The 24111-nt window shown below is 63.1% G+C and carries 28 protein-coding genes, 1 other RNA gene and 2 pseudogenes; 18 read left to right on the top strand and 13 right to left on the bottom strand.

Annotation, left to right across the window (positions count from 1 at the left end; genetic code table 11):
* Nucleotides 1-15: 15 nt before the first annotated feature.
* The 3 genes and pseudogenes from X743_RS01000000168845 to X743_RS159075 all read right to left on the bottom strand — a co-directional run bounded on the left by X743_RS01000000168845 (nucleotide 16) and on the right by X743_RS159075 (nucleotide 1801).
* Nucleotides 16-905, bottom strand: a pseudogene (locus tag X743_RS01000000168845) (sigma-70 family RNA polymerase sigma factor).
* Between the two features lie 27 nt (nucleotides 906-932).
* On the bottom strand, nucleotides 933-1238 hold the full coding sequence (locus tag X743_RS159070) for a hypothetical protein (protein WP_023765077.1): 306 nt from the start codon (nucleotides 1236-1238) through the stop codon (nucleotides 933-935).
* A gap of 125 nt (nucleotides 1239-1363) precedes the next feature.
* Entirely contained in the window at nucleotides 1364-1801 is a 438-nt protein-coding gene (locus X743_RS159075) for a helix-turn-helix domain-containing protein (protein WP_023765076.1), read from the bottom strand.
* A 157-nt stretch (nucleotides 1802-1958) separates the two neighbouring features.
* On the opposite strand from X743_RS159075, the gene X743_RS159080 reads away from it, so the two are divergent.
* Nucleotides 1959-3761, top strand: coding sequence for a chloride channel protein (locus X743_RS159080; RefSeq protein ID WP_023765075.1), 1803 nt, complete (start codon nucleotides 1959-1961; stop codon nucleotides 3759-3761).
* 168 nt (nucleotides 3762-3929) lie between these two features.
* On the opposite strand, the gene X743_RS159085 is transcribed toward X743_RS159080, so the two are convergent.
* The 4 genes from X743_RS159085 to X743_RS159100 all read right to left on the bottom strand — a co-directional run bounded on the left by X743_RS159085 (nucleotide 3930) and on the right by X743_RS159100 (nucleotide 5765).
* Nucleotides 3930-4154 (bottom strand): ribbon-helix-helix domain-containing protein, encoded by a 225-nt coding sequence (locus X743_RS159085; protein ID WP_023765074.1) that lies wholly within the window; start codon nucleotides 4152-4154, stop codon nucleotides 3930-3932.
* A gap of 24 nt (nucleotides 4155-4178) precedes the next feature.
* A complete protein-coding gene (locus X743_RS159090) occupies nucleotides 4179-4373 on the bottom strand; it encodes a DUF4169 family protein (protein WP_013894729.1) in 195 nt (64 codons plus the stop codon).
* Between the two features lie 16 nt (nucleotides 4374-4389).
* Entirely contained in the window at nucleotides 4390-4929 is a 540-nt protein-coding gene (locus tag X743_RS159095) for an SspB family protein (RefSeq protein ID WP_023765073.1), read from the bottom strand.
* Nucleotides 4930-5075: 146 nt separating this feature from the next.
* A complete protein-coding gene (locus tag X743_RS159100) occupies nucleotides 5076-5765 on the bottom strand; it encodes a TetR/AcrR family transcriptional regulator (protein WP_023765072.1) in 690 nt (229 codons plus the stop codon).
* A 189-nt stretch (nucleotides 5766-5954) separates the two neighbouring features.
* On the opposite strand from X743_RS159100, the gene X743_RS159105 reads away from it, so the two are divergent.
* A complete protein-coding gene (locus X743_RS159105) occupies nucleotides 5955-7160 on the top strand; it encodes a multidrug effflux MFS transporter (protein WP_023765071.1) in 1206 nt (401 codons plus the stop codon).
* Between the two features lie 44 nt (nucleotides 7161-7204).
* Here the strand turns inward: X743_RS159105 and X743_RS01000000168840 are convergent.
* Together X743_RS01000000168840 and ssrA are read right to left on the bottom strand one after the other, a co-directional pair.
* Nucleotides 7205-7751 (bottom strand): annotated as a pseudogene (locus X743_RS01000000168840) (AAA family ATPase).
* Between the two features lie 110 nt (nucleotides 7752-7861).
* Nucleotides 7862-8222, bottom strand: a transfer-messenger RNA (tmRNA) gene (gene ssrA / locus X743_RS1000000170480).
* A gap of 169 nt (nucleotides 8223-8391) precedes the next feature.
* Here ssrA and X743_RS159110 point away from each other — a divergent pair.
* From X743_RS159110 to X743_RS159125, 4 genes are all read left to right on the top strand, one after another.
* A complete protein-coding gene (locus tag X743_RS159110) occupies nucleotides 8392-8703 on the top strand; it encodes a DUF2853 family protein (RefSeq protein ID WP_023765070.1) in 312 nt (103 codons plus the stop codon).
* Between the two features lie 359 nt (nucleotides 8704-9062).
* Nucleotides 9063-9857 carry a thymidylate synthase gene (locus tag X743_RS159115; RefSeq protein WP_023765069.1) on the top strand — a complete coding sequence of 265 codons (795 nt, stop codon included), beginning with the start codon at nucleotides 9063-9065 and terminating at the stop codon, nucleotides 9855-9857.
* Nucleotides 9854-10273 carry a hypothetical protein gene (locus X743_RS159120; protein ID WP_023765068.1) on the top strand — a complete coding sequence of 140 codons (420 nt, stop codon included), beginning with the start codon at nucleotides 9854-9856 and terminating at the stop codon, nucleotides 10271-10273. Before X743_RS159115 ends, X743_RS159120 begins: the two co-directional genes overlap by 4 nt.
* On the top strand, nucleotides 10270-10647 hold the full coding sequence (locus tag X743_RS159125) for a hypothetical protein (protein WP_156934408.1): 378 nt from the start codon (nucleotides 10270-10272) through the stop codon (nucleotides 10645-10647). The genes X743_RS159120 and X743_RS159125 overlap by 4 nt, the downstream gene beginning before the upstream one ends.
* Nucleotides 10648-10663: 16 nt before the next feature.
* Here X743_RS159125 and X743_RS0135785 read toward each other — a convergent pair whose 3' ends face one another.
* Complete coding sequence (locus X743_RS0135785; RefSeq protein WP_051508528.1) at nucleotides 10664-10915, bottom strand: molybdopterin-binding protein; 252 nt, start codon at nucleotides 10913-10915, stop codon at nucleotides 10664-10666.
* A 107-nt stretch (nucleotides 10916-11022) separates the two neighbouring features.
* On the opposite strand from X743_RS0135785, the gene modA reads away from it, so the two are divergent.
* From modA to X743_RS159145, 4 genes are all read left to right on the top strand, one after another.
* Nucleotides 11023-11814 carry a molybdate ABC transporter substrate-binding protein gene (gene modA / locus X743_RS159130; RefSeq protein WP_023765065.1) on the top strand — a complete coding sequence of 264 codons (792 nt, stop codon included), beginning with the start codon at nucleotides 11023-11025 and terminating at the stop codon, nucleotides 11812-11814.
* Nucleotides 11815-11834: 20 nt separating this feature from the next.
* Nucleotides 11835-12539 (top strand): molybdate ABC transporter permease subunit, encoded by a 705-nt coding sequence (modB, locus tag X743_RS159135; protein ID WP_023765064.1) that lies wholly within the window; start codon nucleotides 11835-11837, stop codon nucleotides 12537-12539.
* Nucleotides 12536-13648 (top strand): molybdenum ABC transporter ATP-binding protein, encoded by a 1113-nt coding sequence (gene modC / locus X743_RS159140; RefSeq protein WP_023765063.1) that lies wholly within the window; start codon nucleotides 12536-12538, stop codon nucleotides 13646-13648. Before modB ends, modC begins: the two co-directional genes overlap by 4 nt.
* A 109-nt stretch (nucleotides 13649-13757) precedes the next feature.
* Nucleotides 13758-14099 (top strand): winged helix-turn-helix domain-containing protein, encoded by a 342-nt coding sequence (locus tag X743_RS159145; RefSeq protein WP_023765062.1) that lies wholly within the window; start codon nucleotides 13758-13760, stop codon nucleotides 14097-14099.
* Nucleotides 14100-14224: 125 nt separating this feature from the next.
* Here X743_RS159145 and cobF read toward each other — a convergent pair whose 3' ends face one another.
* Nucleotides 14225-14989 carry a precorrin-6A synthase (deacetylating) gene (gene cobF / locus X743_RS159150; protein ID WP_023765061.1) on the bottom strand — a complete coding sequence of 255 codons (765 nt, stop codon included), beginning with the start codon at nucleotides 14987-14989 and terminating at the stop codon, nucleotides 14225-14227.
* Nucleotides 14990-15120: 131 nt separating this feature from the next.
* Here cobF and X743_RS159155 point away from each other — a divergent pair, with 131 nt between their 5' ends.
* The 6 genes from X743_RS159155 to X743_RS159180 all read left to right on the top strand — a co-directional run bounded on the left by X743_RS159155 (nucleotide 15121) and on the right by X743_RS159180 (nucleotide 20747).
* Nucleotides 15121-16137, top strand: a complete 1017-nt coding sequence (locus X743_RS159155) for a DUF4424 domain-containing protein (protein ID WP_023765060.1) — start codon at nucleotides 15121-15123, stop codon at nucleotides 16135-16137.
* Nucleotides 16137-16655 (top strand): dihydrofolate reductase, encoded by a 519-nt coding sequence (locus tag X743_RS159160; RefSeq protein ID WP_023765059.1) that lies wholly within the window; start codon nucleotides 16137-16139, stop codon nucleotides 16653-16655. The genes X743_RS159155 and X743_RS159160 overlap by 1 nt, the downstream gene beginning before the upstream one ends.
* 168 nt (nucleotides 16656-16823) lie before the next feature.
* Complete coding sequence (hflK, locus tag X743_RS159165; protein WP_023765058.1) at nucleotides 16824-17939, top strand: FtsH protease activity modulator HflK; 1116 nt, start codon at nucleotides 16824-16826, stop codon at nucleotides 17937-17939.
* Nucleotides 17939-18883 carry a protease modulator HflC gene (locus X743_RS159170; protein ID WP_023765057.1) on the top strand — a complete coding sequence of 315 codons (945 nt, stop codon included), beginning with the start codon at nucleotides 17939-17941 and terminating at the stop codon, nucleotides 18881-18883. The genes hflK and X743_RS159170 overlap by 1 nt, the downstream gene beginning before the upstream one ends.
* Before the next feature lie 7 nt (nucleotides 18884-18890).
* Entirely contained in the window at nucleotides 18891-19079 is a 189-nt protein-coding gene (locus X743_RS159175) for a DUF2065 domain-containing protein (RefSeq protein WP_013894746.1), read from the top strand.
* A 150-nt stretch (nucleotides 19080-19229) separates the two neighbouring features.
* The gene (locus tag X743_RS159180) at nucleotides 19230-20747 is read left to right on the top strand and encodes a DegQ family serine endoprotease (protein WP_023765056.1); all 1518 of its coding nucleotides are present in this window, start codon (nucleotides 19230-19232) and stop codon (nucleotides 20745-20747) included.
* A 46-nt stretch (nucleotides 20748-20793) separates the two neighbouring features.
* Here X743_RS159180 and X743_RS159185 read toward each other — a convergent pair whose 3' ends face one another.
* Nucleotides 20794-21366 (bottom strand): GNAT family N-acetyltransferase, encoded by a 573-nt coding sequence (locus X743_RS159185; protein ID WP_023765055.1) that lies wholly within the window; start codon nucleotides 21364-21366, stop codon nucleotides 20794-20796.
* On the bottom strand, nucleotides 21363-22250 hold the full coding sequence (serB, locus tag X743_RS159190) for a phosphoserine phosphatase SerB (RefSeq protein ID WP_023765054.1): 888 nt from the start codon (nucleotides 22248-22250) through the stop codon (nucleotides 21363-21365). The genes X743_RS159185 and serB overlap by 4 nt, the downstream gene beginning before the upstream one ends.
* Here serB and miaA point away from each other — a divergent pair.
* Nucleotides 22240-23205 (top strand): tRNA (adenosine(37)-N6)-dimethylallyltransferase MiaA, encoded by a 966-nt coding sequence (gene miaA, locus X743_RS0135780; protein WP_031257658.1) that lies wholly within the window; start codon nucleotides 22240-22242, stop codon nucleotides 23203-23205. The two genes, serB and miaA, sit on opposite strands and share 11 nt — an antisense overlap.
* A 105-nt stretch (nucleotides 23206-23310) precedes the next feature.
* Nucleotides 23311-24102, top strand: a complete 792-nt coding sequence (locus X743_RS159195; protein ID WP_023765052.1) for a GGDEF domain-containing protein — start codon at nucleotides 23311-23313, stop codon at nucleotides 24100-24102.
* Nucleotides 24103-24111: the final 9 nt, after the last annotated feature.

Here is a 24111-nt window from a genome sequence, read left to right as displayed (position 1 = left end):
TGTCCGAAATCGTTTTTAAAGGACGGACATCTCGGCGCCGTCCGCGGCATAGCGGGCGTGGCGGAAGTCGCGGATGCCGGCAAGCTTGCCGTCCTGCCAGGCCAGCAATATGAAATAGGTGGGTCGTGCGCCCGGATCGTTGGCGTCGCGGACGAGGATTGCCGGCCTGTCTTCGACGAACCCCGGCACAAAATGCCAGTCCTGCACCCGGGAATAGTTGCTGAAATAGGTGCCGACTTCCTTGCGGCCGTTCAACCGCGTCTTGGCCACCAGTTCGAGCCGGACTTCATCGGCCAGCATGTCGCGCACCGCGTCGAAATCGCGGGCGTTGAAGCGATCGATGTAGGCATCGAGCAGCAGACGTTCCGCCGCGCTCAATCTCGGAACAGGGCGGTCGTCCTGTTCATCGGCAAGTTCGCGCAGCCGGCCCCCCGCCCGCGATGCAGCGCGGCCTTGATCGCCGGGACGCTGGCGTCGAGCGTGGCGCTGATCTCCTGCAGCGAATAGCCGAGAACATCCATCATGATGACGCTGCTTCGCTGCGCCACGGGAAGGCGCATGAAGGTGTGCAGCGCGGCAGAAGCGGCCTGTCGGTCGACGGTAGGGTTTGCCGGGTCGACGATCATGTCCGGATCCTCATCGGAATGGACCTTTTCACGGGCGCGGCGGCGCAGGAAATCGAGCGCCGTGTTGTGGGCGATGCGAAACAGCCAGCCTTCCGCGTTGGCGATCGGCCCGGCATCGGCCAAGGCCTGGAATGCCTTGGCCAGCGCCTCCTGCAGCACGTCCTCGCCGTCGATGACCGAGCCCGTCATGCGGGCGCAGTAACGGTGCAGCTTGGGGCGCAACTCCCCAGACAGGCGCTCGAAAAGCGCGCTGTGCCGGTCAGCAACGGGAATGGTCATGCGTCTCCCATCCTGCGACGTCTCCGCTTACGCATCCAGCATCCGGTAACTGCCCACCACGGTCATCTCCTCGCGCTGCGGACGTTCGCTGCAACGATCCCGGATGCCGTTTTGAAATGCCTCGAATGCGGCCAGCCCGGTGATGATGTCTGCATGCGCATCGGTCTGCGTCTCGACCAGATGGACGAATGTCCCGTCGCCGGACCGCAATGTCATGTAGCGAACGCCGTCCGGCGATTTGTCGTGCAACTCCTGGAAGACGGCCTTGACCAATCGCTCGTTCTCGTCGGCCCGTTCCGGTTTCGTCTTGTAGCGTATCAGATGACGTTTCATCGCTGGCCTTCCTCTGGATTGCACGGCGCCGCTTTTGGGCTCTCACCACCGAGACGTTGCGGAGTGGCCAAAGGATGCGGGCGTCGTGAAAATATAGGCGCTGTCCGCGCAAGGCGGAGAAAACGTCACTCGCCGTCCCGATCGAGCAGGCGCCGCAACATGGGCTCTATGCGCGAGAGTTCGTCGAGATGAACCGCCGACAGCTCGGCCAGACGATCGTCGGCGCGCTCGGTCAGCCGCAGCAGCACGCGGCGATGGTCGTCCTTGTCCTGATCCCGTGTGACCAGCCCCGCCTCGCCAAGGCGGTTGACCAGTTCGACGGCGCTGTGGTGTCGGATGCGCAGGCGCTCCGCCAGGTCGCCGACCGTTACCGGTCCATCGCCCGGAAAACCCTTGATCGCCAGCAGCGCCTGGTGCTGGCGCGGCGTCAGGCCGGCGTCTTCCGCCTGGATCTGACTGAATTCGAGGAAGCGGCGGATCAGGTAGCGAAACTCCGACAGCCGCTGGTAATCGGACTGCTTGATGGCGGGGCGGGATTTCCTGGGCTGCGTCATAGCGGACATTTGTTCGGTTTCCGGTGAAAGCTCAAACGAATTTCAAGCAGAACCCGCTTGAATATTTATATCGTGTTACGATACATAGCCAACCGACAAAGCCGGCTGGCCGCTTCGACCGGGCCGCGCGTGCGAGATACGGCCGGTGCCAGGAAGCAAAACCATCATGAAGACCCATCAGCCCAATCCCGATCATCTCAGGGATTTTACCACCGATGCCAGAGTGCTCTTGGTTGCGGCCATCGCCGTCGTGGTGGCGACAGCGGGGCTGTTTGCCGGCATCGTGCTGTTGAAGCTGATCAGGCTTGCCACCAACATTGCCTATTTCGGCCAGTTCTCGCTTGCCGACCTGAAGCTGCAGGATACGCCGCTCGGTTATGCGGCCGTCATCGTTCCGGTCGTCGGCGCGCTGATCATCGGCCTGATGGCGCGCTACGGCAGCGAGAAGATCCGCGGCCACGGCATTCCCGAAGCGATCGAGGCGATCCTGCTCGGGCGCTCGAAACTCGACGCCAAGGTTGCGATCCTGAAGCCGCTGTCGTCGGCGATCTCGATCGGTTCCGGCGGTCCTTTCGGCGCTGAAGGCCCGATCATCATGACGGGCGGCGCGATCGGCTCGCTGATCGCACAGATGCTGCCGGTCAGCGACAATGAACGAAAGACGCTGCTGGTGGCGGGCGCCGCCGCCGGCATGACGACCGTGTTCGGCACGCCGATCGCCGCCATCATGCTGGCGGTCGAACTGCTGCTTTTCGAATGGACGCCGCGCAGCTTCATTCCCGTCGCCGTCGCCGCAATCATCGCCGAGGTCGAGCGCACCCTGCTGCATCTGCCCGGGCCGATCTTCCCGTTCGAGGGCGGCATGGCGGTCTCGTTCACCGGGCTTGGCGGCTGGGTTCTGGTCGGCATCTGCGCCGGCCTGTTGTCGGGGCTTTTGACGCAGATGGTCTATGCCTGCGAGGACGCCTTCCAGAAACTGCCCATCCACTGGATGTGGTGGCCGATGATCGGCGGCCTGGTGGTCGGCATCGGCGGGTTGTTCGAACCGCGGGCACTTGGCGTCGGCTATGACAACATTTCGGACATGCTGAACGGCCACACGCTTGCCACCGCCGCACTCATCCTGCTGGTGGTCAAGGCCATCATCTGGTCGGTGGCGCTCGGTTCGGGAACGTCTGGGGGCGTGCTGGCGCCGCTGTTGATCATGGGCGGAGCGATGGGGGCGGTGCTTGCCGGTTTCCTGCCGGCGGCGGATCCGGGCTTCTGGGCGCTACTGGCGATGGCCGCCACCATGGGCGGCACGATGCGGGCGCCGCTGACGGCCACCTTCTTCGCCGTCGAGTTGACCGGCAACACGCATGTGCTGGTGCCGCTGATCGCGGCTTGTGCGGCGGCGCACGCCGTCACCGTGCTCCTGATGAAGCGTTCGATCCTGACCGAGAAAATCGCAAGGCGAGGGCACCATCTGGTGCGCGAATATCGCGTCGATCCCTTTGCGCTGACCAGGGTGCGCGAGGTGATGACCACGCAGGTCGAGAGCGTGCCGGCGACGATGACGCTGCATGGCGCGGCGGCCTTCCTGACCGCCCCGGAAACGCGGCACCCGAGCTTTCCGGTGATCGACGAGAACGGGCATGTGCTCGGCCTCATCGATCCGCCAGCAATCCTGCGCTGGCGGCGCGCCGGAACCCACCGCACCACGACGCTCGGCGCGTTGCTGGCCGGGAGCAAGGTGACGCTGGCCTATCCGGACGAATATCTGGAAGGCCTCTCCGACAAGCTGCTGACCGCCAACGTGTCGCATCTGCCGGTCGTCACCCGCGAAGGCCTGCAACTGGTGGGCTATGTCGGCTGGAAGGATCTGATGCGCGTGCGGTCGCGCAAGCAGGCGGAAGAGCGTGAGCGTTCGACCTTGCTTGGCTTCGGCGGCAGGCGCAGGCAAAAGGCGGACGCTGTGGAGGGCCTTTAGAGCATTTCACCGTTTCACGGAAACGGCGAACCGCTCTATCTCTTTGTTTTTACGCAATTCCGGACGGAAAACCGTGTCACACTTTTCCTGGAATTGCTCTNCGCTCTATCTCTTTGTTTTTACGCAATTCCGGACGGAAAACCGTGTCACACTTTTCCTGGAATTGCTCTAGCCGCTCGTCCCGCGCTTCGCCCATTCCAGGACATGCAGCCTCAGCGCCGAGGACAGGTTGGTGTCGCGCGGTCGCGTCTCGTCGACTTCGGCGACGAGAGCGGCGAGCGTCAGCCTCCTGTCCGCCGCGATGGCGACGAGATCGTCGTAGAAGGGCTTTTCGAGGGAATAGCTGGTGCGATGGCCGCGAATGGTCACGGAGCGCTTTTCGACGACGCTCACGGTCGGACGCTCATGGCCGGACGCTCATTGGTCGTCGCTGTCGGACGGCTCGAGGCGATGCCCGGCGACGAATTTGTCGGCCTTGTCGGCGATCAGCCGGTCGCGCTGCTTGTCCGCCTTGGAACGGCCGTGCAGCGCCCGGTTCTGTTCAGCGACGCGCAGCTTCTCGTCCCGCGCCCTCTGCTTGCGAGCCTGGCGGAGGTTGACGATGTCGGCCATGGCGCGAACCGTGGGCTTATTTCTTGCGGAAAGCGTCGAGCGAAACCACTTCGGCGCCCTTGGCGGCGGCGTCGCCCGCGGCTGGTTTCTTCTCCGGCTCGGCGGCCGCCTTCTTTTCGGCCTTGGTCTTCTTCTCGGAGACGATGGTCAGCGGCTCGGGCGTGGCCTGGTCTTCCGGTTCCTCGGTCGCCGCACCTTCGGTCTTGACGTCGAATTCGAGCTCGAAGTTGACCGATGGATCGTAGAAACCGCGCACGGCTGAGAACGGGATTTCGAGTTTCTCCGGCACATCGGAGAATGACAGGCCAACCTCGAAACCGGTGTCGGTCACCTTCAGGTCCCAATACTGGAACTGGATGACGATGGTCATCTGCTCGGGATAGCGCTCACGCAGGCGCGACGACACGCGCACGCCGGGCGCGCCGGTCAGGAAGGTGATGAAGAAATGATGGTTGCCGGGGAGGCCGGTGCGCGCGACCTCGGCCAGGACCTTGCGCATGACGCCGCGCAACGCCTCCTGGGCCAGAATGTCGTAGCGGATATGGTCGTCGGCCATGTGGTGGTCGGGTTCCGTTGAATCGTCCGCATAGCTGTAATCAAGCTTGAGCGCGGCGTAAACCGCATATAGATCGCCGCCGCGCCGAAGCCAGAATTATTGCGAACGATTTGATCGGCAAGCCGGCTTCGCAGCAATCGCAAATGTCAGGCGTTGGCCAGCGCGGCGTGCTTCTTGAGGCCGGCCGGGGAAGGGCGCTTGCCGAATGCGCGCAGGAAGGTGCGCACGCCGTTCGTCGCCGATTGCACGACCTCGTCTTCGCCCGGCGTGCCGCCAAGCATGAACGTCGTCTGCAGTTCGGCGTTGACGAGGCCAAGGAACTGGCGCGCCGCCACGTCGGGATCCTCGATCGTGAGGTATCCGCCATAGGCGAGGCGGGCGAAGCGGGCGGCGATCGCCGGCCATGTCCTGCCCGGTCCCTGTTCGCGCCACTCGGCGAAAAGTTCCGGGTAGCGCTCGCCTTCGGTCTGGATCAGCTTGCGCAGGAATTTTCCGTCGCGGTTGCAGATGCAATTCTGGTTCAGGCGCACGGCAAAGCCGATCAGGTCCGCTTCGAGATCGCCGGGCTGGTCGGGAAAGGTGGCAATGGTGGCAAAGATGCCGGCGTTGCAGCGCTCGGTGAGGTCGCGCACCACCGCCATGAACAACTTTTCCTTGTCGCCATGGTGGTTGTAGACGGTTTGCCGCGACACGCCTGCCTCGGCGGAGATCAGGTCGATATTGGCGCCGGCGAAACCCTCGCGGCAAAACACGCCCGCAGCGGCATCGACGATCGATATGCGCTTGGCCTCATGGCCGCGTGGCGGGAAAGTGTCAGGAGAAACGCCCAGTCTCATCAAAATCCATATAGAGGTGATTGACGATTTAGACAAGGGTGTCTAAATTTGTGGACACGATACAAAGGGATTTCACTCCTGGGAGGCGAAAGAAATTCGCTCTTGGAGGGTCGGAATCTCACGGGATGGAACGTCCTAGGGTTAGACGTCGCCCAGCGGCGGCAACCAGATTCGAAAGAAGCCAATATCATGAGTCCCAAATTCCTCCGCATCGCGGTCGTGCTCGGCCTGTTGTCCGCCATCGGCCCGTTCGCGATCGACATGTATCTTCCGGCCCTGCCGTCGATCGGCGAGGATCTGCATGCCGGCACGGCTGCCGTGCAGATGAGCCTGCTGATCTTCTTCCTGTCGATGGGCTTTGGCCAGATCGTCGTCGGGCCGATCTCCGACATGGTCGGCCGCAAGCTGCCGCTCTATGGCGGCCTTGCGCTGTTCATGGTCGGCGGCATCGGCTCGGCCATGGCGCCGACCATCGAGTGGCTGATCGCCTTCCGATTCCTGCAGGGGCTTGGCGCCAGCGCCGGCATGGCCGTGCCACGCGCCATCGTGCGCGACCTGCACACCGGCAACGAGGCCGCCAAGCTGATGTCGCTGTTGATGCTGGTGTTTTCGGTGTCGCCGATCCTGGCGCCGCTGACCGGCAGCCAGATCATCGAGAGTTTCGGCTGGCGCGCCGTGTTCTGGACGGTGACGGGCGCGGCACTCCTTGCCACGATCCTGCTCGCGACCTCTCTCAAGGAGACGAGGCCGGCGGAGGAACGCGTCGGTTCCTCCTTCGGAACCGCGCTTGCCGGCTACCGCTTCTTGATGGGTGACCGCAACTTCCTTGGCCTGGTGGCGATCGCCGGCTTCGGCATTGCGAGCTTCTTCGTCTACCTGTCGAGCTCGTCCTTCATCCTGATCGACCACTACGGGCTGTCGCCTTCGGTCTACAGCGTGTTCTTCTCGATCAACGCGGTGGCCTTCATCGGCATGTCGCAGCTGACGGGATTGCTGGCCGAGCGGTTCGGGCTGCGGCGCGTGGTGCGCGTCGCGGTGACCGGCTATGCGACGACGATGGTGGTGCTGTTCGCGATCATGGTGACGGGCGTCGACCGGCTCGACGTGATGGCGGCGCTGCTGTTCGTCGGTTACGGCTTCCTCGGCCTGGTCATCCCGACCACGTCGGTGCTGGCCATGGAAGAGCATGGCGAGATCGCCGGCACGGCGTCGGCGCTGATGGGCACGCTGCACTTCGCCATCGGCGCACTTGCCATGGGCGTCGCCGGCGTGTTCTTCGACGGCACGCCGTTGCCGATGGTTGCCGGCATCACGCTGTGCGCCGTGATTTCCTTCACGCTGGCCAAGGTCACGCTCGGCCGCTCTCGCGAGGCGGTCGAAGCGCCGGCGGAATAAGCAGCCGCAAGCAGCTGAAAAGGCCGGGTTTTCCCGGCCTTTTTTCATACCAATCCTGTCTCGGTCAATACGAAGCGCAGCCGCACTTCGACTGGCGCGAGGGGCAGCGGAACCAGTTCATAACCCAATTCCCCGTAGACGCCGACCAGCGCATGATAGGTGCGCTCGGCCTCATCGAACGTCTGCTTGCGCTCTTCATCCTGCGCGAAGATTTCCGGCCAAGGCGGGGCTATGAAGACGCGCGGGCTGTAGCGGAAGTGCTTGGCGGCGGCGCTGATGTGCTCTGGCACCGGCAGGCCGCCCAGCCTGACATAGCCAAGCGTGTCGGGCACGCCGCGATCGAAGAAGACCGGCCCCTTCCGTTCGATCGCGCGCCGATATGAGCGCATCTCCCATGACAGCATCAGTTCGGCGAACAGGGCACGATCACGCCAGGGCGGATCCACCGATGGCGGCCTGGTCGCGGATGATGCCGCGCCCGGCCTCGACGGATGTTGCGTAGCCTGCCTGGCGCAAGGCTTCGATCAATGTGGTCTTGCCGGAACCGGGACCGCCGGTCAGCACGAAGAATCGATCCGAATCGTTTTGCATTTTTTTGCCTATGGGAGAGAGGCACCCGGCGCCACGGCTCGGGTCACGCGGGCCGGACAAAGGCCGGCGCGGACTTGCCGTTGCGCGTGTCGTATGTCGAGAGGGGGAGAAGTGGAGGTTTCTGTTGCCAGGTACCTCCGAACCCCGCCTAGAAGTGCGAACCCCTAGGGCTTGATTTGAAGCTATCGCACTGCATTAAGCAGCGAGACGTGCTTCCGCATAGTTGTCGTTGGCAACTATAAGTTTAGCCCGATGACGGTGGTACAATGCCGGGCAAAAGTACGATCTTTACACCTTCGTCGATCCTATTTCGCCCCCAGCAAAAACCGCTCTGTCCTGAACAGCGGCTTTTGGTGGAGGCGCCGGGTACCGCCCCCGGGTCCGAACGGCTTATTTCATCGCCCATTTATCGCCATAGTCGGTCAAGCCGACAAACCGAATATAGGGGGCTGACGCCAGAAATGAAAGGGCGCAATGGTGCTTTGTCGCTCATCTCAAATCGCCAAGCCCGAGGGTTGACTTGGGCACGGTCTCAACCGAAGCTTTGCCGCGGTGAGGAGTTATCGACCGAGCGCACCAGTTGCGAAGCGCGCCACAGCCCTCATCGATCGGATCGGTGGCGCCGACGAGGGGAATTTTGATGGCCGACTATCTTGCGGATGTGAAGAAGTATGACGCCGGTGCCAGTGCCGAAGCGGTCGAAAAGATCGTCAAGCACCTTGGCATCGCGCTGAGAAACCGCGATTCCTCGCTGGTGTCCTGTACGGACCCGAAAGAACTCGAACGCGTCCGGGAGAGCTGGGCGGCCAAGAAACTCGGCGTCAGCGATGCCGCGAAAGCCGACGCCGCGATCCAGAAGACCTGCACGGCGATGCAGGCGGACAACACCAAGAGCCGCGTGACCTTCTACTATCTGGTGGCCAAGGATCTGGGCAAGCTCGGCTCGCTCTGACGATCGCACCAACTGGCTGACGCGGGGCTGGGCAGTCGGTTCAGGTTGACCTTCACTTCACCAGGCGTCAGCGCCGCCCCTCATCTGGCTGCCGCCATCTTCTCCCCGTATAGTGACGGGGAGAAGGGCGCTGTCTTTGACGTTTTCGCCAACCGCGAGCGTTACAAGTAGTGCGCCATCGTTGCGGCCAGCACCTTTCTCCCCGTCACTATACGGGGAGAAATGCCCGGTAGGGCAATGAGGGGCGGCGCAAACGCTGGGGAAGAATGGTGGTGCAAGCAACGCTTGCAGCGTTTTAATGTGTTCGACCGCGTGCCCGGCAGCTATAATGCCTGCACTCTCGAATCGAGCCGGAACCGATGCGCCAGTATCTCGACCTCTTGCAGCATGTGCTGGAAAACGGCGCCGATCGCGGCGACCGCACCGGCACCGGCACGCGTTCCGTCTTCGGCTACCAGATGCGTTTCGATCTGGCGCGCGGCTTCCCGGTCACCACCACCAAGAAGCTGCACCTGAAGTCGATCATCCATGAACTGCTGTGGTTCCTGGCCGGCGACACCAATATCAAATACCTGACTGACAACGGCGTTTCCATCTGGGACGAATGGGCTGACGAGAATGGCGATCTCGGCCCGGTCTATGGCAAGCAGTGGCGCTCTTGGCCAGACGGACATGGCGGCTCGATCGACCAGATCGCGAATCTTTTGAAGGAGATACGCCGCAATCCTCAATCGCGACGGCTGATCGTCTCGGCCTGGAATCCGGCCGAGGTCGAAGCCATGGCGCTGCCGCCGTGCCACTGCCTGTTCCAGTTCTACGTGTCGGAGGGACGGCTTTCCTGCCAACTCTATCAGCGCTCCGCCGATATCTTCCTCGGCGTTCCCTTCAACATCGCGTCCTACGCCTTGCTGACGCTGATGGTGGCGCAGGTGACCGGGCTGAAGCCGGGCGATTTCGTCCACACGCTGGGTGACGCGCATCTCTACTCGAACCATTTCGAGCAGGCGCGCGAACAGTTGCGGCGCACGCCGAGGGCGCTGCCGACAATGTGGATCAACCCGAAGGTGAAGGACCTGTTCGCCTTCCGCTTCGAGGATTTCCGGCTGGAAAACTACGTCGCCGATGCATCGATCAAGGCGCCGATCGCCGTATGACGCTAGAGAGGAACACCCTCCAGGCCATAGCCGGTGCTAAGCTACGTGACGCAGAACTCTTGTTTCAAAATCAACGCTACTCGAATGCTTACTATCTCTTTGGCTACGCCGCAGAAATAGCGATCAAGTCGCGAATTTCGAGGCTTTTCCAGCCGGATACCATTCCCGACAAGAAATTTGTGCAAGACGTTTACAGCCACGATCTCAACAGGCTTATAGCCTTAGCTGGCCTGTTTTCCGACCTGACCCAAAGCCGGACGGCGTCGCCTATATTCGATGGTCACTGGTCAGCGGTTTCAGATTGGAATGAGGCTTCGCGTTACGATATGATAGACGTGTTTGAAGCGACGGCCATGCGAAACGCCATGGTTGACGAAGAGCAAGGAATATTCAGATGGCTTCAGGAGCGTTGGTGAGGGCTGACATCGATGCCGGTATCAACTTAATTCGTGCTCTTGATGAAAACGGATTTGGAGTCGCGGCCGCGCTATGGCTGTACAACAGCGATGTCGATAATTGGCGTATGATCATCGCCTATCGTGGTCCGCGAAAGGACCTTGAGAAGAAATATTTCGATGCGGCAACGATTGCCGCTGACTGGCGTAAGGCGCGCCCGCAAGAACCTATTTTGGACCTTAGCAAGGTGAAGATCACATCAGCGGACGACCGGCTGATCGCCGGCTTGGGTATCGCCATGCGGGTTGACGGCCTCGGTGAGGTGCGATTTTCTCACAACACCATCAATGGCATTTATGTCGAAGATGCCTTGATCCATAGGCTTGCCGCTTAATCTTCATTGAGGCACCTCAGTCGATCCCGACCATCACGTCCGAGGCCTTGACCACGGCGTAGGCCTGCTTGCCTTTTTCGAGCTTGAGGTCGGCAACGGCCTCGTTGGTGATGGAGGCGGTAACGATGACGCCGCCGCCGATGTCGATCCGAACATGCGAGGTGGTGGCGCCTTTGACGATCTCGGTGATGGTTCCCTTGAGGATATTGCGAGCGCTGATCTTCGTCGAAGGGTCCTTTCCAAGTCTTTTCTTTGCCCGTTTTACCAGAACAATCGATGTCGAGAAGGGTGTCGGCCCTTCCCTTGTTATATTCATGCGGATATATCGGTTGGCAGGCATCGAGCCGCACGGATTTCAAACCAGGGAGAGTTTCGATGAAGCGCAAAGGTCTCGGGTTGAGGGTGATCGCCATTGGCGGTTTTGCAGCGTTGATGGCCGTGGTGCCGGTGGCGCACGCGGAAGACAAGGTCGTGGTGTTTGCGGCCGCCAGCCTCAAGGACGCGCTCGACGCGGTGAACAAGGCCTGCGAAGCCGATGTCGGCGAGGCCGCGACCGTCTCTTATGCCGCAAGCTCGGCGCTGGCCAAGCAGATCGAGGGCGGGGCGCCGGCCGATGTCTTCATCTCGGCCGACCTCGATTGGATGAAATATCTCTCCGACAAGAAGCTGATCAAGCCCGACACCGAAGTGAAGCTGCTCGGCAACGAGATCGTGCTGGTGGCGGCGAAAGATTCGACTGCTAAAGCAAAGATCGAGAAGGGGTTTGACCTCGCCAGGCTGGTGGGCGACGGCAAGCTCGCCATGGGTGACGTCAAGGCGGTGCCGGCCGGCAAATATGGCAAGGCGGCACTGGAATCGCTCGGCGTCTGGTCGTCGGTCGAAGGCAAGGTGGCGCAGGCCGAGAATGTGCGCGCGGCGCTGAAGCTGGTTTCGACGGGCGAAGCGGCTTTCGGCATCGTCTATGCCACCGACGCGCATGCCGAAAAGGGCGTCAAGGTGGTCGGCACCTTCCCGGAGGATTCGCATCCGCCGATCGTCTATCCGGTTGCCCAGACCGCCGATTCGAAGGACAAGGATACGACGGCCTTCCTGGAATGCCTGCAGTCCGCCAAGGCCGGCGCGCTTTTCAAGGAGCAGGGCTTTACCGTGCTCACGCCGAGCAACTGAAAAGGGCCTGATACCGCAATATGAACTGGCTGCTGGACCTCACTCCCGAAGAATGGAATGCGGTCCGGCTGTCGATCAAGGTGGCGACGGTGGCGATGCTCGCCAGCCTCCCGCCCGGCATATTGATCGCGTTTGTGCTTGCGCGGGGAAAATTCTGGGGCAAGACGCTGCTCAACGGGCTGGTGCACCTGCCGCTGATCCTGCCTCCAGTGGTGACCGGTTATCTGCTGCTGCTGACTTTCGGCAAACGCGGGCCGGCCGGCGCCTTCCTGGCCGAGCATTTCGGCATTGTTTTCTCCTTCCGCTGGACGGGTGCGGCTCTTGCCTGCGGCGTCATGGGCTTTCCCCTGATGGTGCGGGCGATCCGACTGTCGATCGAAGCGGTGGACCGCAGAATCGAGGCGGCGGCGGGAACGCTCGGCGCCAATCCGTTGTGGGTGTTCGCCACCATCACGCTGCCGCTGATCCTGCCCGGGCTGATCGCCGGCGCGATCCTTTCCTTCGCCAAGGCGATGGGCGAGTTCGGCGCGACGATCACCTTCGTCTCCAACATCCCCAACGAGACGCAGACGCTGCCGTCGGCGATCTACACCTTCACCCAGGTGCCCGGTGGCGATGAAGGGGCACTGCGGCTGACGCTGATCTCGATCGTCATCTCGATGGCGGCGCTCGTCGCCTCGGAAGTGCTGGCGCGGCGCGTTGGCCGGCGGATGGATATCGAATGAGCGTATTCGTCGATGTCGGCCACCGGCTTGGCGATTTCGCCATCGACGCCCGCTTCGAGAGCGCCGGGCGGCTGACGGCACTGTTCGGCCCGTCCGGTTCGGGCAAGACGACGCTGATCAACATGATCGCCGGGCTGATCCGGCCCGGCAAGGGGCGCATCGAGGTCGACGGCCGCGTGCTGGTCGACACGGATGCCGGCATTTTCGTGCCGAGGCACAGGCGCCGCATCGGCATGGTGTTCCAGGATGCGCGGCTGTTTCCGCATATGAGCGTGGCCGGCAATCTGCGCTACGGCCGCTGGTTCACGCCGGCCAGGGAGCGCTATGCCGACATGGACGCGGTTGTCGACCTGCTCGGCATCGCTCCGCTTCTGGACAGGCGGCCGGCAAAGCTGTCGGGCGGCGAGAGACAGCGCGTGGCGATCGGCCGGGCGCTGCTGGCCAGCCCCAGGCTGCTGCTCATGGACGAGCCGCTGGCCTCGCTGGATGAGGCGCGCAAGGCCGAGATCCTGCCCTATATCGAGCGGCTGCGCGACGAGACGAAGATCCCGATCGTCTATGTCAGCCATTCGATCGCCGAAGTGGCGCGGTTGGCCAGCGATGTGGTGACGATGGCGCAAGGCAAGGTCGTTGCCAGCGGCCCGACCGAGGCCGTCATGCAAAGGCTCGACCTGCTGCCGGCGGAAGAGCGCGGCGAGGGCGGCGCCGTGCTCGACACGAAGGTGCTGCGCCATGACGAGGCTTTCGGCATGACCGTGCTCGGCTCGGCCGCCGGCGAGATCCGCGTGCCGCGATTGGCCGTGACGGCGGGAGCGCCGGTGCGCATCCGCATCCGCGCCCGCGACGTCATGATCGCCACCGAGCAGCCCAAGGGCCTTAGCGCGCTCAACATCCTGCCCGGCACGATCGTGGCGATCAGCCCGGGCGAGGGGCCGTCGGTCGAGGTCGGCATCGACTGCAATGGCGCAACGGTGCTTGCCCGCATCACCGAGCAGTCGCGGCAGGCGCTGAAGCTGCGGCTGGGCGGCAAGGTTTTCGCGGTGGTCAAGACGGTGAGCTTCGATCGGGCCAACACCGGCGCCGGTTTGCCGTTCGAGGTCGATGGCTGACAGGCGCGGCGATCGGCGCTATGTTGATCTGGAATAACGGTATCGCCAAGGCTGCTTTGACGGCGAGGCAACTTTGATAGCAAGGCTGGGTGATTGCGGAGGAGCAAAGATGCCGTCGTTGAGCTTGCGGATAAATCTCGATCCGGACGGGCGAATTGGGCCGGGCAAGATCGAGCTGCTGGAGCAGATCGCCTCCTTCGGCTCGATTTCGGCCGCCGCGCGCGGCATGGAGATGTCCTACAAGCATGCCTGGGATCTGGTCGAGGACATGAACCGCGTGTTCGGCAAGCCGCTGGTTTCGGCACAGACCGGCGGCCGCAAGGGCGGCGGCGCGCAACTGACGGCGGTCGGCCTGGCGGTGGTCAGCCGCTTCCGTGCGATCGAGCGCGCGGCGGCCGCGGCGGCCGCGACGCATATGGAGGCATTGCAGGCGGAGATCGATGCTGGGTAGGGAGTAGGGGAGTAGGGCAGTAGGGCAGTAGGGCAGTAGGGCAGTAGGGCAGTAATTCGTAGCTGTTTTCCAGCATAAAAAATCCTTCACCTACTGCCCTACTGCCCTACTGCCTTATTGTCTTCCTATTCGCCTGGCTTGCGCAGCACATAGGTATCCATGATCCAGCCCTTTTGCCGGCGGGCTTCTTCGCGGGTCTGTTCGATCCTGGCGCCGACATCCCGGAGGCGGCCTGAAATGAGGATCTCGTCCGGCGTGCCGAGATAGGCGCCCCAATGGATGGTGACATCCTGGTCGGTCAGCGTGTTGAAGGCGCATTTGCCGTCCAGCATGACGACGGTGCTGCCGGCATTGCCGGCCAGGCCCTCTTCGGTAAGCCTGCGGCCGGTGGTGACCAGGATGGAATCGCCAATGCGGTTCAGCGCCATCTTGTGGCTGGCCGCCAGCGCCTGGATGGCGGTGATGCCGGGGATGACCTCCAGTTCGAAGGCGACATTGCCCCTCAGCCGCACGCGCTCGAGAATGCGCAAGGCGCTATCGTAGAGCGACGGATCGCCCCAGATCAGGAAGGCGCCGCAGCCGCCTTCGGCGATCTCGTCACGGATCAGGGCTTCGTAGATGGCGGCGATGGCTTCGTGCCAGTCGTCGACGGTCGAGCGGTAGGAGGGCGCAGGCTCGGCGCGCACTGGCACGTCGAACTCGACGCGGCGCGATTTCGGGTTGGTGACGAAGCGGTCGCAGATCCCGCGCCGCAGGTCGGCGAGTTCGTTTTTCTTCGCGCCCTTGTCGGGAATAAACAGGACGTCCGCCCTGTTCAGGCCGGTTATGGCCTGCACAGTCATGTGGTCAGGATTGCCGGCGCCGATGCCGATGACGAGAAGCGTGCGCATGGAGCGAACTCCTGCCCGATCGGAGCCTGTTAGTCCAGACACCGTGGCGCGGTCATGGGATATGGAAGGGCTTTGAAACGCCACGTTGAAACGGCTAGGGTCATCGCGACATTCTCGCCGAGGGAGCTTTCATGTTGCGATATATGCTGAGCGCGGTGCTGGCCTTCTCGACCGTGCCCGCATTCGCCAATGATTCCGTCGCCGAACTCGGCACCGGCGGCCTGATCCTGTCGCGCAGCGATGCCGTGGCGATGCAAAGCGAGGATCTCTTCATCTCGCCCGAAAAGGTGACGGTCGACTACGTCTTCCACAACAACACCGACAAGGATGTCGATGCGATCGTCGCCTTCCCGATGCCCGACATTTCCGGCAATCCCGAAGAGATGCCGGCCATTCCCGAGAACCAGAGCGACAACTTCCTCGGCTTCGAGGTGACGATCGACGGTGTCGCGGCAAAGCCGCAGCTCGAGCAGAAGGTGTTCGCGCTCGGCATCGACATCAGCGCCGATTTGAAGGCGCAGAATGTGCCGTTCAATCCGTTCGGCGACGCGGCCAAGGCGGCCCTGGCGAAGCTGCCGCAAGCGGTGGCCGACGATTGGGTCAATCGCGGCATCATCATCGAGGACACCGCCGATGACGGGAGCGGTATGAAGTCCAGCTATGCGCCGTTCTGGCAGCTCCGCTCGACCTATTGGTGGCGCTCGACGTTTCCCGCCAACAAGGACGTTCATGTCGCGCACCGCTACAAGCCGAGCGTCGGCGGCACCTCTTCGGTCAGTTTTTTCAACGAGGGCCAGTTCCAGGGCGCATATGAGGCCTACAAGACCCGCTACTGCATGGACGACACGTTCGAGAAAGCGGTGCGGAAAGCCGCGAAGGACAGCCCCGACGGCTACCCGAGATATTATGAAAGCCGCATCGCCTATATCCTGACCACGGGCGGCAACTGGGCGGCGGGCACCATCGGCAAGTTCAAACTGACCATCGACAAAGGCAACCCGAAGGCGTTGGTCTCGTTCTGCGGCGACAATGTCAAAAAGGTCGGGCCGACGACCTTCGAGATGACCGCTGACGATTTCTATCCCGAGCGCGACATCGACATCCTCCTGCTCGAACCGTCGGACAGCAGCGGCGGGGACGCGAACTGATGCATGTCGCGATCTACGTTGCCATCGCCGAGAATGGCGTGATCGGCCGGAATGGCGGGCTGCCCTGGCGGCTCTCCACCGATCTCAAGCGGTTCAAGACCGACACGATGGGCAAGCCTATCATCATGGGCCGCAAGACCTATGAAGGCATCGGCCGCCCGCTGCCGGGCAGGTTGAACATCGTCGTCACACGCGACAAGACCTGGCGCGCCGAGGGCGTCGAGGTGGCGCATACGCTGGAAGCCGCGATCCAGCTGGCGAATGTGCGCGGACGCTGCATGACCGGCGTGGACGAGGTCTGCGTCATCGGCGGCGGCGAGATCTATGCCCAGGCACTGCCGCTGGCCGACCGGCTACACGTCACCCACGTGCTGGCCACGGTCGATGGCGACGCGCATTTTCCGCCGATCGACCCGAAATCCTGGCGTATGGTGAGTGCGCAGGAGGTTCCCGCCGGGGAAAAGGACAGCCACGCGACGCGCTATTCGGTTTACGAGCGCCGCCGCGAGATACATTGATAGACAAAAAGGGCATTGAAAGACGACAAAGGGTCGCGAGCGGTCCAAATCGGACGAAGTCGGCGGCGCATCGCGTTGAAAGCGTGCCGTGGCGACCCTATAGAAGAACAACACTGGATTTGCGCCGTAACTCCGGCGCTTGAGGGAATTCCAAGCGAAAGGACATTCATGCCCTGGAACGACAAGAGTGGCGGAGGCGGCGGCCCGTGGGGCGGCGGCGGCAACAATCAGGGACCCTGGGGGCAGGGGCCAAAGGGACCGAGCGGCCCGCAGGGCTCGCCTCCCGACCTCGAAGACATCATCCGCCGCGGCCAGGACAGGCTGCGGCGCGCGCTGCCCGGCGGTGGCGGCGCCAGCCCGGCCGTGTTCGGGCTGATCGCCGCCGTACTGGTTGTTCTATGGGCGTTCCAGGCGGTGTACACCGTGCAACCGGACGAGGTCGCGGTCGAACTGCGCTTTGGCAAGCCGAAGCCTGAACTCTCCCAGCCCGGCCTGCATTTCCACTGGTGGCCGCTTGAAACCGTCGAGACGGCAAAGATTTCCGAGCAGCTCGTCGACATTGGCGGCGGCAACACCAGCGGCAACGGCCTGATGCTTTCGGGCGACCAGAACATCGTCAACGTGCAGTTTTCGGTGGCCTATCAGGTGTCCGATCCCCGGGCCTATCTGTTCGACGTCTCCGACCCGGACGGCATGCTGCGGCAGGTCGCCGAAAGTGCCATGCGCGAAGCCGTGGGCCGCAGGCCGGCACAGGACATCTTCCGCGATGACCGCCAGGGCATAGCGGCGTCGGTGCGCGAAATCATCCAGACGACGCTGGACGGCTACAAGGCCGGTCTCAACGTCAACGCCGTCTCGATAGAGGATGCGGCACCGCCACGCGAAGTGGCCGACGCCTTCGACGAGGTGCAGCGTGCCGAGCAGGACGAGGACAAGTTCGTCGAGCAGGCCAATCAGTATTCCAACCAGAAGCTTGGCCAGGCGCGCGGTGAGGCGGCACAGGTTCGCGAAGATGCGGCCGCCTACAAGAACAGGGTCGTGCAGGAAGCCGAAGGTGAGGCCCAGCGCTTCATCTCGGTCTATGACGAATATGTCAAAGCGCCCGACGTCACGCGCAAACGCCTTTATCTTGAAACCATGGAGAGGGTTCTGAAGGACTCGAGCAAGGTCATCGTCGAGCAGGGAAACGGACAAGGTGTCGTGCCCTATCTGCCGCTGCCGGCACTGCAGCCAAAGCCGCCGGCACCGGCCGCGCCTGCCGCGAACACGGGAGGGAACCAGTGATGGCCAACCGTCTTCCCATCGTCGCCGTCGTCGCGGCGGTCATCCTCTTCCTGATCTATTCCTCTGTCTTCGTGGTCAATGCGCGCCAGCAGGCGCTGGTGTTGAGGTTCGGCGAGATCGTCGACGTCAAGAGCGAACCCGGCATCTATTTCAAGGCGCCGTTCTCGTTCTTCGACGCCGACACGGTGCAACTGATCGAGAACAGGGTGCTGCGCTTCGACCTGGACAACATCCGCGTCCAGGTGTCGGGCGGCAAGTTCTACGAAGTCGATGCCTTCATCGCCTATCGCATCTCGGACCCGCGCGTCTTCCGTGCCGCCGTGTCCGGCCAGATCGAACTGGCGGAAGCGCGGCTCAGAACGCGTCTCGACGCTGCCTTGCGCCGCGTCTACGGCCTGCGCGACTTCGAGGCCGCGCTTTCGGAACAGCGTGCGGTGATGATGCGCGAAGTGCGCGATCAGCTCCGGCCCGACGCCACGTCCCTTGGCCTGCAGATCGAGGATGTCCGCATCCGCCGTACCGACCTGACGGCCGAGGTTTCGCAGCAGACCTACGATCGCATGAAGGCGGAACGGCTGGCCGAGGCCGCCAGGCTGCGGGCACGCGGCAACGAAGCGGCACAGCGCATCACGGCACGCGCCGATCGTGAGGTCGTCGAGATCGTGGCCGAAGCGCAGAAGGAGTCCGAGATCCTGCGCGGCGAGGGCGAAGCCCAGCGCAGCGCCACCTTCGCGGGAGCTTACCAGCGCGACCCGGCCTTCTTCGATTTCTACCGGTCGATGAATGCCTATGGCACAGCGCTGGACAACACCGGGACGACGATGGTGCTGTCGCCGAGTTCCGAGTTCTTCCGCTTCTTCCGCAATCCTGACGGCAAGGAAGGGCCGGCAAACCCGGCACCGGCGCCCGCCGCACCGGCGACACAACCCAGCACCGGCCAGTAACGGGCCGGTGCAGGATTTCTTCGCGGCGATAGGCCTGGTCCTTGTCATAGAGGGCCTGGTCTATGGCGGCTTCCCCGGCTTTGCGAGGAAGCTCGCGGGCGAGGTGCTGTCCATGCCGGAAAATGCCTTGCGGATCGGCGGCCTTGTGGCGATCGCCATCGGGGTCGGCATCGTCTGGCTCGTGCGCGGCGGATGAGAGCGGCCGGCTTTCGTCTCCGGAATAATGGAGGATTTATCCTCTGCCGACAGTCATAGCCGCAAACGTGCCGTATTTTTTGCCAACATGGCGCAACGCGGTATCTTGGCCATTGCGCTTTCTTTTTCAGACATACCGGGAGGCTTCTCGATGACATCCACACTCTTCTTGCGCGCGGCACGGCGGACGTTCATCGCTGGCGCGGCGGCGCTTCTCGTCGGCGCCGTTGCTGTCCCGTCCTTCGTGACCCCGACATTGGCCGCCGACGGACCGGCCTCGGTGGCGGACCTTGCGCAAGGACTGCTCGGCGCGGTGGTCAATATCTCGACCTCGCAGACGGTAAAGGGCACGGAAGGTCCGGGCGCGGTGCCGATGCCGCAGCTGCCCGAGGGCTCGCCCTTCCAGGACTTCTTCGACGATTTCTTCAAGAACCGCGGCGGCGACAAGGACAATGGCGCGCAGAAAGTGCAGTCGCTGGGGTCCGGTTTCGTCATCGACGCCGAACAGGGCATCGTCGTCACCAACAACCATGTGATCGCCGACGCCGACGATATCGAGGTCAATTTCTCCGACGGCGTCACGTTGAAGGCGACGCTGGTCGGTACCGACACCAAGACGGATGTCGCGGTGCTGAAGGTCGATCCGAAAGGCCACAAGCTGACGGCGGTGAAGTTCGGCGATTCCACCAAGATGCGCGTCGGCGACTGGGTGATGGCGATCGGCAATCCGTTCGGCCTCGGCGGCACCGTCACGGTCGGCATCGTCTCGGCCCGCAACCGCGACATCAATTCCGGCCCCTATGACGATTTCATCCAGACCGACGCCGCGATCAATCGCGGCAATTCCGGCGGCCCGCTGTTCAACAGCGCCGGCGAGGTCATCGGCATCAACACGGCAATCATTTCGCCGTCCGGCGGCTCGATCGGCATCGGCTTCTCAATCCCCTCGCAGCTCGCCTCGGGCGTTGTCGAACAGCTGCGCCAGTATGGCGAGACACGGCGCGGCTGGCTTGGCGTGCGCATCCAGCCGGTGACGGACGACATCGCCGAGAGCCTTGGCATGGCGACCGCCAAGGGCGCGCTGGTCGCCGGCGTCATCAAGGGCGGTCCTGTCGACAACGGCACCATCCAGGCCGGCGACGTCATCCTCAAGTTCGACGGCAAGGACATCCATGAAATGCGCGACCTGCCGCGCGTGGTCGCCGAAAGCCCGGTCGGCAAGGCGGTCGACGTGCTGATCGTGCGCAAGGGCGTCGAGCAGACCGTGAAGGTGACGCTCGGCCGGCTCGAGGATGGCGAGAAAGCTGCCAGCGCCGAGGAAGGCGGCAACACCGACCAGGACAAGGGCGACAAGGCTCCGGCCGTCTCGACGGCTTCCGTGCTCGGCATGACCGTCGGCGAACTCAATGACGAGACACGCAAGAAGTTCAGCATCGCGGCCGATGTGTCGGGCGTCGTCATCACCGATGTCGCCAAGGATTCGGCCGCCTCGGAGCGCGGCATCCAACCCGGCGAGGTGATCACCGAGATCGCCCAGGAATCGGTCGCTACGCCCAAGGACGTCATGGATCGGATCGGCGCCCTTAAGGAGCAGGGGCGCAAGAACGCGCTGCTGATGCTGGCGTCGAAGACCGGAGAGTTGCGCTTCGTGACGATCCGGATGGATTGAATCCGGCTGAGCCTGCAATTAATCTGATTTTGATCGAAAAGGGCGGTTAGCGAGCCGCCCTTTTTCTTGCCCGCCAATCGCGGGCTGTCAGCCGGTAGAGCACATGCCGCTTGAGTGCGGGGTGGCTGTCGGGAATGTCGGGATGATCGAAATCGGCCGATGGATCGGCTGTCATGCCGAGACGTTCCATGACGGCCGTGGAGCGGCGGTTGGCCGCGACGGCGAACGACACGATTTCATCGAGGCCAAGAGTCTCGAAGCCGTAAGCCAGCCACGCCTCGGCTGCCTCGGTGACGTAACCCTTGCCCCAGAACTCAGGCGCCAGCCGCCAGCCGATCTCGACGGTGCCGGCCGGCAGCGACGGCACATGATCGGTGTCGAGCAGGCCGACAAAGCCGATGCACTCGCCCGTGGCGACAATTTCGGCTGCCGCGAAACCGTAACCATCCTCAGCGATCCAGGCGCGGAACTCATCCATCTTGGCGTCCGCCTGGGCGCGGTCGCGTCGGAACGGGAAGAAGTCCATCACCCGTTCGTCGGAGTTGATGCGATGGAACAGGTCGCGGTCGCGATCTTCCCAGTTGCGCAGGATCAGGCGCTCGGTTCGCATTGGTTTCATTGCACGAATTCTTCCTGGCGATAGCCCTGCAGATAGAGCAATGCGGTCAGGTCGCCATGGTCGATGCGAACCTTGGCCTGGGCCGCCACGGTCGGCTTGGCATGGAGCGCGACACCGGTGCCGGCCAGGCGGATCATGTCGAGATCGTTGGCGCCATCGCCGACAGCGATCGCATCGGCCGGCGTCAGGCCGAGGCGGGCCGTGATTTCGAGCAGCGCATCGGCCTTGGCGGCGCGGCCAAGGATCGGCTCGCCGACCAGCCCGGTGAAGCATCCGTCCTGTTCAAGCAAGCGGTTGGCGCGGTGCTCCTGGAACCCAAGCATGGCCGCGATACGCGTGGTGAAGACTTCGAAGCCGCCAGACACGAGCGCCGTCCAGGCGCCGTTGGCGCGCATGGTCTGGACAAGGGCGCGGCCGCCCGAGGCCAGTGTCAGCCGGTTGGTGACGATGCGGTCGACCACGGCGGCTTCGAGGCCCTTCAACAGCGCCACGCGTTCGCGCAACGCTGGTTCGAAAGCGATCTCGCCATTCATCGACCGCGCCGTGATGACGGCAACACGATCCTTGACGCCGATCTCGTCGGCCAGTTCGTCGATGCATTCCTGGTCGATCACGGTCGAATCCATGTCGGCGATGAGGATCTTCTTTCGCCTTGCGTCAGCCTGCTGGACGATCACGTCGACCGGCTCCGCGGCCAGCGCGGCGCGCAGGACGGCGGTCGTTTCGGCGGCGTCGGCTTCTTGCGGCAGGGCAAGATCGCAGGCAATTCCTTCGGCCAGCCAGACGACGGCGCTTGCGCCCACCGACCGCGAGGCCATATTCGCAAGCGACGGCGACAGAGCGCGGTCAGCGGGACGGGAAACAAGCGTGGCAATGAGCGGCATCGAGAATTCCGGCGCAGGTGCGGGCCAAGGCCGCGTGACGAACGCGATCCTGATAGCCGGGCCGACCGCCAGCGGCAAGTCGGCACTGGCGCTCGACGTGGCCGAACGCACGGGTGGCGTCATCGTCAACACCGATTCCATGCAAGGCTATTCGGTTCTCGACGTGCTGACCGCCAGGCCGGAGGCAGCCGACCTCGCACGGGCGCCGCATTTTCTCTATGGGCATGTCCATCCCGGCGCCGCCTACTCGACGGGAGCATGGCTGCGCGACGTCACGAAGCTGATCGATGACGGCGCGCTCTCGCGGCGGCCGATCTTCGTCGGCGGCACAGGGCTTTACTTCCGCGCGCTGGCAGAGGGCATTTCGGACATGCCTGATATTCCCCAGCAGGTGCGCGACCGTTGGCGCTACGAGCTGAAGGAACGGGGATCGGTCAAGCTGCATGGCATCCTGCTGCGCGAGGATTCGAGAACCGCCATGCAATTGAAGCCCACCGACAGCCAGCGCATCGTGCGCGCGCTCGAGGTGCTCGACGCATCCGGCCGATCGATCCTGGAATGGCAAGCCGAGCGCGGCCGGCCGCTCATCGACAGGCAGACGGCGCATTTCCTGGTCATCGAGCCGGACCGGGCCATGCTGGTCGATCGCATCGAAAGGCGTTTCGACCAGATGCTGGACAAAGGTGCGCTGGAGGAAGTCAGGCAACTTGCGGCCCTTCGTCTCGATCCGGACCTGCCGGCGATGAAGGCGATCGGCGTTCGTGAGCTGCAGGGCGCGATGGCCGGGCAATCCAGTTTTCCCGAGGCGATCGAACGCGCCAAGATCGCGACCCGGCAATATGCCAAGCGGCAGGCGACCTGGTTCCGGCATCAACTGGGGCCGGAATGGCAAAGATTGCGCCCTGGTGACGATCTCGAAACCACGATCCAAGCACTTGTTGCTAATACAACCTGAAAAGTTGACCCCAAGGAAAGAGTTCCCGCCGAGGTTGTCCAAGTTAACGCTCCGTAAGTCGGTCCGTGCCATAAAGTCGATGGGCACTTTTCCATCGGGGAGCAGATGCGTTTCCATAAGGCGGAATCAGCATTTTTCGTCTTTATCTTCGTGATCCTGGCCGCGGGCCTGGTGACGCTGCATGCCTATGGACAACTGCAATCCTTCGCCACGGAACTCCATACGGCTTCGGGCCTGGACAAGGTCATCTACCTCAACAAGCTCTTGTTCGCGACCGGCGTGCTGCTTGCGACCGCACTGTTTTTCGGCATCTTCTTCATCTACCCGCTGATCCGCAAACAGGCGACGGAAGAAGGCAAGCTGCGCGCCATGACGGTTTCGCTCAGCGCGCGCTCCGAAACGCTCGAGCACGCGGCCCTGACCGACAGCCTGACCGGGATGCAGAACCGGCGTTATTTCGATGACGCGCTGAAGGAATATCTGGAAGAGTTCAGGCGCATCGAAAAGCCGGTCGGGCTGATGATCCTCGACCTCGATCATTTCAAGCAGGTCAACGACACACACGGCCACGACGTCGGCGACGAGGTGCTGAGGGCGGTGGCCAGCTGCCTGAAGGACATGACACGCTACCACGACGTGGTGGCGCGACTGGGCGGCGAGGAGTTTGCCGTGGTTACGCCCAACATGGACGCGGAGCTTCTGGGCAAGTTTGCCGAGCGCATTCGCAAGGCGATCGCCAACATGTCGGTGCTGACAGGCAATGTCCGGCTCAAGATCACGACCAGCGTCGGCCTTGCCGTCTGGGACAGGCAGGAAACGGCGGAAGGTTTCTATCGCCGCGCCGACCGCCAGCTCTATGAGGCGAAGAGGCAAGGCCGCAACCGCGTCTGCGCCTAAAATCCCATC

The sequence above is a fragment of the Mesorhizobium sp. LNHC232B00 genome (genome assembly GCF_000502435.1).
Taxonomy (GTDB): Bacteria; Pseudomonadota; Alphaproteobacteria; order Rhizobiales; family Rhizobiaceae; genus Mesorhizobium; species Mesorhizobium opportunistum.
The sequence above is the reverse complement of the archived record's forward strand: the minus strand, read 5'-3'. Positions and strand labels throughout refer to the sequence as shown.